This window comes from Enterobacter sp. ZOR0014 (assembly GCF_000798855.1).
GTDB classification, from domain to species: domain Bacteria; phylum Pseudomonadota; class Gammaproteobacteria; order Enterobacterales; family Enterobacteriaceae; genus Enterobacter; species Enterobacter kobei.
Map to the genome: position 1 here is coordinate 1 of NZ_JTLF01000164.1, position 8,145 is coordinate 8,145.

At 56.8% G+C, this 8,145-nt stretch carries 6 protein-coding genes and 1 pseudogene; 2 read left to right on the plus strand and 5 right to left on the minus strand.

The window, feature by feature from the left end:
• Positions 1–185: pseudogene (locus L977_RS08345) on the plus strand (LysR family transcriptional regulator); the annotation flags it as partial.
• Here L977_RS08345 and L977_RS08350 read toward each other — a convergent pair.
• The 3 genes from L977_RS08350 to L977_RS08360 all read right to left on the minus strand — a co-directional run bounded on the left by L977_RS08350 (position 160) and on the right by L977_RS08360 (position 3,814).
• Positions 160–948, minus strand: a complete 789-nt coding sequence (locus L977_RS08350; RefSeq protein WP_047625577.1) for a substrate-binding domain-containing protein — start codon at positions 946–948, stop codon at positions 160–162. The pseudogene L977_RS08345 and the gene L977_RS08350 overlap by 26 nt on opposite strands.
• Entirely contained in the window at positions 945–2,258 is a 1,314-nt protein-coding gene (locus L977_RS08355) for an MFS transporter (protein ID WP_047625578.1), read from the minus strand. Before L977_RS08355 ends, L977_RS08350 begins: the two co-directional genes overlap by 4 nt.
• 260 nt (positions 2,259–2,518) lie before the next feature.
• The gene (locus L977_RS08360) at positions 2,519–3,814 is read right to left on the minus strand and encodes a serine hydrolase domain-containing protein (protein ID WP_032636106.1); all 1,296 of its coding nucleotides are present in this window, start codon (positions 3,812–3,814) and stop codon (positions 2,519–2,521) included.
• A gap of 95 nt (positions 3,815–3,909) precedes the next feature.
• Here L977_RS08360 and L977_RS08365 point away from each other — a divergent pair, with 95 nt between their 5' ends.
• Entirely contained in the window at positions 3,910–4,815 is a 906-nt protein-coding gene (locus L977_RS08365; protein ID WP_047625579.1) for a LysR family transcriptional regulator, read from the plus strand.
• On the opposite strand, the gene fumA is transcribed toward L977_RS08365, so the two are convergent.
• On the minus strand, positions 4,804–6,453 hold the full coding sequence (fumA, locus tag L977_RS08370) for a class I fumarate hydratase FumA (protein WP_047344747.1): 1,650 nt from the start codon (positions 6,451–6,453) through the stop codon (positions 4,804–4,806). The genes L977_RS08365 and fumA overlap by 12 nt on opposite strands.
• A 52-nt stretch (positions 6,454–6,505) precedes the next feature.
• On the minus strand, positions 6,506–8,014 hold the full coding sequence (locus tag L977_RS08375) for an anion permease (protein WP_014884418.1): 1,509 nt from the start codon (positions 8,012–8,014) through the stop codon (positions 6,506–6,508).
• Positions 8,015–8,145: the final 131 nt, after the last annotated feature.

The window sequence follows — 8,145 nt, forward strand, 5'->3', positions numbered from 1 at the left end:
TCGGCATTGCTGCCGTTCCCGCCATGTCGATGCCGACGTCAGAGCACACGCTGCTGACCCCTTTGCCGCTGGTGGCGCCGGAGGTGAAGCGTACCGTGGGGCTTATCCGGCGCCGGGGGCGCATCCAGTCCTATATTGCGGCTGAGCTTGAAAAACAGATCACCGAGCAGTATCGCCGGACGTAACGGGGAGCATCCCCGTTAGGCGGATGACTTCCCTTGAGGGCGGTGAGGCGAGATAGTTCAGCAGCGCTTTTCCCTCCGCGGGATGTTCCGCGTCACGGGTGACCGCGCCAGCGAAGCGCGTGATGTATTGCAAATTATCCGGGATTTTACCGATAAAGGTGACGCCCTGAATCGGCAGCAGCTCGCTGACCTGCTGAAACCCGACGGCGTATTTTCCTTTCGCCACTTCTGATGCGACCGGAATGCGCTCGACTTTTGTCGCTTTGCCCGTCACCTCCTTTTCAATCCCCAGCTTTGTGAACAATTCTTCACTGACATACCTGCCGCTGGCACTGTCTGAGTAGGCGATGGAGCGAGCCTGCAGCAGGGTATTACGCAGCGTCGTCTCGCTGCTGATATCAGGGATATCCGCACCTTTTTTCACGACCATGCCGATGGGAGAGTCCGCGAGTTCAGTCCGCGTACCCGGCCGGGTCAGACGGGCCTGTTCAAGCTTCGCCAGTGCATTGCCCACCATAATCACCACGTCGGCTTTCTCTCCGCGCGCGAGCCGGTTTGGGATTGCCTGCGGCGTAGTGCCCATTGAGGGACCGGGGATGATCACAATGTTATCCCCGGTCCGGCGTTCATACTCCGGAGCCAGCTTTTCCAGGGCGGCCTTGAATCCGCCCGAAATCATGACCTTCACGTCCTCTGCGCAGGCATTGACGCTCAGGAACATTGCCATTAGCGCGATGGCGGTAGAGCGAGACGTACGTTTCATGCGGCCCCCTGTGACTTAACGGTGTTTTGCAGTGATGCCGCGCGGCGACGGTAGAGGTAGAGCGTTGCCAGCAACGCGCAGACCGCCGCAAAGCTCATCCAGTATCCCGGCGAGGCTTTGTCACCCGTGTATTCAATCAGCGCGGTGGACATCACCGGGGTGAAACCGCCAAAGACGGCGGTAGCCAGGCTATAAGCCAGCGAGAACCCCGCCACGCGGACTTCAGCAGGCATGATTTCCGTCAGCGCCGGGATCATCGCGCCGTTATACAGGCCGTAGAGGAAAGAGAGCCACAGCAGGACGCTCAGCATCATGGAGAAGCTGGGGGCCGCCGCCAGCATCGTCAGTGCCGGGTAGCTGGTGGCGAGCGCCAGCAGCGTCATGACAACCAGCACCGGTTTACGACCGAAGCGGTCCGAGAGGGCTCCACCTATCGGCAGCCAGATGAAGTTAGAGACGGCCACCAGCAGCGTGACCAGCAGGCTGTCCGACGCGCTCAGCATCAGCACTTTTTTGCCGAAGGTTGGCGCGTAAACGGTGATCAGGTAGAACGCGGTGGTGGTCATCGCTACCATCAACATACCTGCGACCACCACCTGCCAGTTTGTCAGCAGCGTTTTGAAAACCTGGCGCATCGCCAGATGATGGCGCCGTGCGTTGAACGCTTCGGTCTCCTCCAGCTTACGACGCAGGAAAAAGATGAACGGCACGATTAAACAGCCAAACAGGAACGGGATGCGCCAGCCCCACTCGCGAATGGCGCTCTCCTCCATCAGGGCATTCAGGGCAAAGCCCATCGCCGCGGCGACCATAATGGCAACCTGCTGGCTGCCGGACTGCCAGCTGGTGTAAAAACCTTTGCGGCCCGGCGTGGCGATTTCTGCCAGATAGACCGAGACGCCGCCAAGCTCCGCACCGGCGGAAAAGCCCTGCAGCAAACGGCCCGTCAGTACCAGCAGCGGTGCCCACAGCCCAATGCTCTGGTACGACGGAATAAGCACAATCAGGAATGTTCCGGCAGCCATGATCGACAAGGTGATAATCAGCCCTTTACGACGACCCACTTTATCGATGTAAGCGCCGAGCACAATAGCGCCGATCGGACGCATCAAAAAGCCCGCGCCAAAGACGGCAAAGGTCATCATCAGCGAGGCAAATTCACTGCTCGCCGGGAAGAACGTATGCGCGATGTAGGTGGCATAAAAGCCGAACAGAAAGAAGTCGAATTGCTCAAGAAAGTTGCCCGAGGTGACGCGAAAAATCGCGCCCGCTTTCGCACGGACCGTTGCAGGTGAGGTTGAGGAAACCATGATTATCTCCAGTTTTTATCGTGACGTTATGCTCGTCTGTTTTTGAAAACTGGATCAGGAAACGGAAATTAATAAGCGCAAAGAGTGAATGAACTGATGCGCGTTGTGCATCAATGACAGGATGTTGACCAGGATTTACATACCTAACAATAACTTAACAATCGTGTGATTTTTTATTCACGCTAATTCGCTAAGTTGCTGATATCGCTGTTTTGTGACATTGCGCAGAGAAGACGCCAGGCAGCGCCTGGCTCTTAAAATCAGCGCAGCGCGTTCGCGATTGCGCTAAACATTAACGATGCTTCCAGCGGCTGAGCGCTGAAGGACGGTTCCGCCTGCGGCCAGGTGGACCACTGGACGATAACCAGGTTCTCTTTCTGATTCACCATAATCATCTGTCCAAAGATCCCCAGCGCCCAGAGCGACCCTTTAAGTGAATTGTCGACCTTTGGCGCGACGTGGGTGGCATTAACCGGCACTTCGTTGTTCCACCACTGATAGCCATACAACCCGTTCGGATGCGCGGCGGACACCGAACCTTTTGCCTGCGTCCAGTCTGAGGACTGTTTTACCCAGCCTTCGGGCAGGATCTGCTTCCCGCCGGGCAATGTGCCGTTATGAAGGATGAACTGACCGAAGCGGCCCCAGTCTTCCAGCGTGGCGTTAAAGCCGTGGGCGCCGACATCATGCTGGCCTTTGCTGTAGGCATGCCACACGCCGTCGCTGGCCATGCCGTAGGGTTGCCAGATGCTTTTCTCCAGATACGCCGCGAGGGTCATGCCGGTTGCGCGTTCAAGCACGTCACCCAGCAGCCACGCGCCGCCCGAGGAATAGGACCAGTTTTCGCCCGCAGGGTGCACGCGGTGTAACCCTTTTACTAATGTCCGCACGCAGTCATAGGTGCCCGGTTTGGCTTCGCACTCTGTCAGCTTTGCGAAATCGGATCCCGGATTCGTGTAGTCCTCATTCCACGCCACGCCGGAGGTGTGGGTAATAAGCTGTCTCAGCGTCACACCGTCCCAGGCGGTGCCTTTCAAATCAGGTTCATATTGGGTAATAAGATCGTCGAGGGAGTGGATTTTTCCCTCTTTAATCGCTACCCCAACCAGCGCAGAGACCACCGATTTACCGACAGAGCGTGAGGTCCAGAGCGTGCTGTCGGTATTCCCTTCACCCAGATACTTATAGGCAACGTGGCCGTTTTTTAATACCAGCATGCCGCTGACGTTCTGGCGTTTCAGGTAATCATGGAGATCGTAGGTCTTGCCATTCACCTGATAGCGGGCATCGGTCAGCGGTTTTTCTGCGGCCAGCAACGGCGAGGCGTTGCCGTGATGGAACACGTCGCCCGCATAGTTGCGGTAGTCATTGCGGAAACCCACGACGCGGTCGGCCTGGCTCCAGGTGAGCATCGTATGTGCGTCCGGCAGTTTTGTATCAAAAGGGGCAGGACAGGTGTCGAGAACGGTACCGTTGCAGGCAGCCATGGCGGCAGGAGAGAGCAGGCTGCTGACAATCAGCGCCGCGAGCAGAGTGCGGTTTGTTTTGTTTTTCATGTTTTTCTCGTATGGCTCAGGAAGGACTTCAGTTTACGAACCCGCGGCCTATAATAAAAAACGCGTTATGGGGGAAAATCCCCCGAAAAGGTACTGTGGAGGATCGCGTGGCGTCATTGATCTATTCGTTTGCCCAGCTTGAGGCGTTCACCGCTGTGGCTGAACATGGCAGCCTGGTGAAGGCGGCCACTAAACTGGGTAAAGACCGCACGACCCTGCGCGATCTGATTGATTTTCTGGAAGATGGTCTGGGTTACGCGTTGTTCCTGCGCGAGGGGCGAACCCTGCGGTTAACGCTGGAGGGGGAGCAGTTACAGCGGCAGGCGCATCTGTTGATGCGTCAGGTAAAAGCCTTTGAGGCGTTCGCCAGAGCCGTTCCGCAAAGCGCGATGCAGGATATTGCGCTCGTCTACGATCCGTTCACCCCGCGCGCTTTTTTGCAGGCGCTGATAGCAAAAATGGTGAGCCAGAATATTCGGCTGAGCCTGACCAGCACCTCGCGTGATGAAGCGGAAGCGATGCTCGCCAGCGGTGAGGCCGATGTGGGGATCTGTCAGGCACGTAATCGCAGCGTAGGCAATGAGATGGAATGGCGGGCGTTAGGGTCCATTGAGATGGATTTTTACGCCTCGAAAGCGCTGTTCAGGGATAACGCCTCCCCGGTTTCGCTACTCGATCTCTCTCTGGTGCCGCAGGTCATTATGCATGCGGCGTCTGACGAGCCGGTCGCTCGCCGTCTGCAAATCTCCGGACATACCCTTTTTACCAATGAACTTGAGATGCTGCGCGGTCTGCTGGAAAAGGGGTGCGGCTGGGGATTTTTGCCGACGCATCTTCATGCGGCGCAGTGGAAGGATGTAAAAAGGCTGCCCACCGAGGTGGGCAGCCAGGGGATAGCTCAGACGATGGTGACCATCTGGAAACCGGGTAGCGACAAGCGCGGGCTTATCAACGAAACGCTGTCGCTGTTACCGGCGTTGTGGAAGGCCTCAGCGCTGTGAGCAGCCTTTGCACTGTTGATTCTGGATCTGCTGGAAGAAATCGTTGCCTTTGTCATCCACCAGGATAAACGCCGGGAAATTTTCCACTTCAATTTTCCAGATGGCTTCCATACCCAGCTCCGGATACGCCACGCACTCCAGGCTCTTAATGCTGTTTTGCGCCAGTACCGCCGCCGGACCGCCAATGCTGCCGAGGTAGAAGCCGCCGTGCTTATGGCAGGCGTCGGTCACCTGCTGGCTGCGGTTGCCTTTCGCCAGCATGATCATGCTCGCACCGTGGGATTGCAGTAAGTCTACGTACGAGTCCATACGTCCCGCGGTGGTCGGGCCGAGTGAGCCAGAGGCGTAACCTTCCGGCGTTTTTGCCGGACCTGCGTAGTAAATCGGATGATCTTTAACGTACTGCGGCAGTTCCTCACCGTTATCCAGCAGCTCTTTCAGCTTCGCATGGGCAATATCGCGCGCCACGATGATGGTCCCGTTCAGCGACAGACGGGTAGAGACCGGGTGCGCGGAGAGCTGGGCCAGGATTTCATTCATCGGCTTGTTCAGGTTGATGCTGACCACGTCGCCTTCACCCTGCTGACGCAGTGATTCAGGAATATACTGGCCCGGGTTGTGTTCCAGTTTTTCAATCCAGATCCCGTCGCGGTTGATTTTCGCTTTGATGTTGCGGTCTGCGGAGCAGGAAACCCCCATGCCGATCGGGCAGGACGCGCCGTGGCGCGGCAGGCGAATCACGCGGATGTCGTGGGCAAAATATTTACCGCCAAACTGTGCGCCCAGGCCGAGGTTCTGCGCTTCCTCGAGCAGTTCCTGTTCCAGCTTAACGTCGCGGAACGCCTGGCCATGTTCGTTACCTTCGGTTGGCAGCGCGTCATAGTAGCGGGTAGAGGCCAGCTTCACGGTTTTCAGCGTGGCTTCAGCCGACGTTCCCCCAATCACAAACGCGATATGGTAAGGCGGGCAGGCGGCGGTGCCCAGGGTACGCATTTTCTCCACCAGGTAGTTTTTCAGCTTCGCAGGGGTAATCAGCGCTTTGGTTTCCTGATAGAGATAGGTTTTATTCGCGGAACCGCCGCCTTTTGCCATGCACAGGAATTTGTACTCGTCTCCGTCCACGCTGTAGAGGTCAATCTGCGCGGGCAGGTTGGTGCCGGTATTCACCTCTTTATACATATCCAGCGCGGCGTTCTGGGAATAACGCAGGTTGTCTTCAATGTAGGTGTTATACACGCCCTGGCTCAGGGCGGCTTCGTCACCGCCGCCTGTCCAGACGCGCTGGCCTTTCTTGCCCATGATGATCGCGGTGCCGGTATCCTGACAGGTCGGCAGGACGCCTTTTGCGGCAATTTCAGAGTTGCGCAGGAACTGCAGGGCGACGTACTTATCGTTCTGGCTGGCTTCCGGGTCGTTAAGAATGGCGGCAACCTGTTTCTGATGAGAAGGACGCAGCATAAAGGCGGCATCGTGGAAGGCCTGCTGCGCCAGCAGAGTCAGGGCTTCCGGTTCGACTTTCAGGATTTCCTGCCCCTCGAACTCGGCAACGGAAACGTGCTCTTTGGTGAGCAGATAATATTCTGTGTCGTCATGGGAAAGAGGGAAGGGGTTCTGGTAGATAAACGGTTTGTTTGACATAGCTTGCTCCACAAAAATAAAACCGCCGGAGGAAGACCCCGGCGGTCAGAAATCAGAACATCATCGACATCCACGGATAACCAATCAGCAGCAGGGCCGCCAGGAAGATGGCACCGAAGATAGTGCCCAGGCGCCAGTAGTCTTTGGTTGGCAGGTAGCCGCTACCGTAGTAAATCGGGCTTGGGCCGGTACCGTATGGGGTAATGATCCCCATTACACCCAGCGAGGTCACCATCAGCAGGACGAACACTTCCATATTCATGCCCGGAATGGTGGAGGCGATGGTCAGCATCGCGGGCAGCAGCGCGGTGGTGTGTGCGGTGGTGCTGGCAAACAGGTAGTGCAGCAGGTAGAACGCCAGCAGCAGGACGATAGTCGCCACGCCCGGAGAGATACCGCTCATCAGCAGACCGCCTTCTTTACCTAACCAGCTGATAAAGCCGGTAGAGGAGAGGCCATCCGCCAGCGCCACCAGGGTGGCGAACCAGACGAAGGTGTTCCATGCGGCTTTGTTACCGGTGATATCGTTCCACTCCAGCACACCGGTCCACAGCATCAGACCGACAATTAACAGGGCAGCCATGGCCGGTTCAATCCACGCGGCGGCGAAGATCCACATCAGCAACGCACAGCACACGAAGACCAGCAGCAGGATCTCATTGCGCGACAGTTTGCCAAGTTTTTCCAGCTCGCGGGTCGCCCACAGCGGTACTTCGTTATTCACTTTCACTTCAGGCGGGTAGAACCAGTAGGCCAGCAGCGGCATGGTCAGAATCAACAGGATGCCCAGCGGCAGGAACGCGAGGAACCAGGTGCCCCAGGAGATATCAATCCCAACGGTGCTTTTCACCAGCGCCAGCGCCAGCAGGTTCGGCGCCAGAGCGGAGAGGAACATAGAACTGGTGATACAGGCCGCGGTGATAGCCACCCACATCAGATAAGAACCAATTTTGCGCGCGCTTGGGTCGTTGGGTTTTGAGCCGTACAGCGGCGGCAGGTTAGCGATAATCGGGTAGATGGTCCCGCCGCTGCGCGCCGTGTTGGACGGGGTAAACGGTGCCAGCAGCAGGTCTGCAAAGGTAATAGCATACCCGAGCGTCAGGCTGCGACGGCCGAGATATTTTACCAGAATCAGCGCCAGACGGCGGCCGAAGCGGGTTTTGTCATAGCCTGCGGCAAACATAAAGGCACCGAAAATCAACCAGACCGTGGAGTTACCGAACCCGCTCACCGCCCATTTGAAGGAGGCGCCTGCCAGCTTGAATTTTGGATCTGCCAGCTGGTCCGGGCTGAAGAGCACCCACTGGCTACACAGCGCAATGGCGACCACGCCGGTCAGGCCAATCACCGCGCCAGGCAGTGGTTCGAAGATCAACCCGACGATCACGCCAACGAAGATAGCGAAGTAGTGCCACGCGTAAGGCGGTAAACCTTCCGGTACCGGAACAAACAGCAGCAGTACGGCGACGATGACGGGCAACGCCATCATCAGCAGTCGTTTCGCTTTTCCATTTGATGCCTGGTTCGCCACTGGGGGCGTTACAGCAGTTTTTGTATTCATAGTTTCACGTCTTAAGTTGTCAAAAATTCGGTGGTGCAGAAAAAACCAAATGCGTTTTTTTAAGTTTCTTTGCTTTTTTTAGTTATTAAAGGTGCGGTTTGGTTTTTTCATTAATAACGATTTAACGCCTT

Excerpts from the sequence above, each read along its gene's own strand:
- L977_RS08350 (WP_047625577.1), bottom strand. The coding sequence starts at position 948 with ATGAAACGTACGTCTCGCTCTACCGCCATCGCGCTAATGGCAATGTTC.
- fumA (WP_047344747.1), bottom strand. The coding sequence starts at position 6,453 with ATGTCAAACAAACCGTTTATCTACCAGAACCCCTTCCCTCTTTCCCAT.
- L977_RS08360 (WP_032636106.1), bottom strand. The coding sequence starts at position 3,814 with ATGAAAAACAAAACAAACCGCACTCTGCTCGCGGCGCTGATTGTCAGC.
- L977_RS08375 (WP_014884418.1), bottom strand. The coding sequence starts at position 8,014 with ATGAATACAAAAACTGCTGTAACGCCCCCAGTGGCGAACCAGGCATCA.
- L977_RS08355 (WP_047625578.1), bottom strand. The coding sequence starts at position 2,258 with ATGGTTTCCTCAACCTCACCTGCAACGGTCCGTGCGAAAGCGGGCGCG.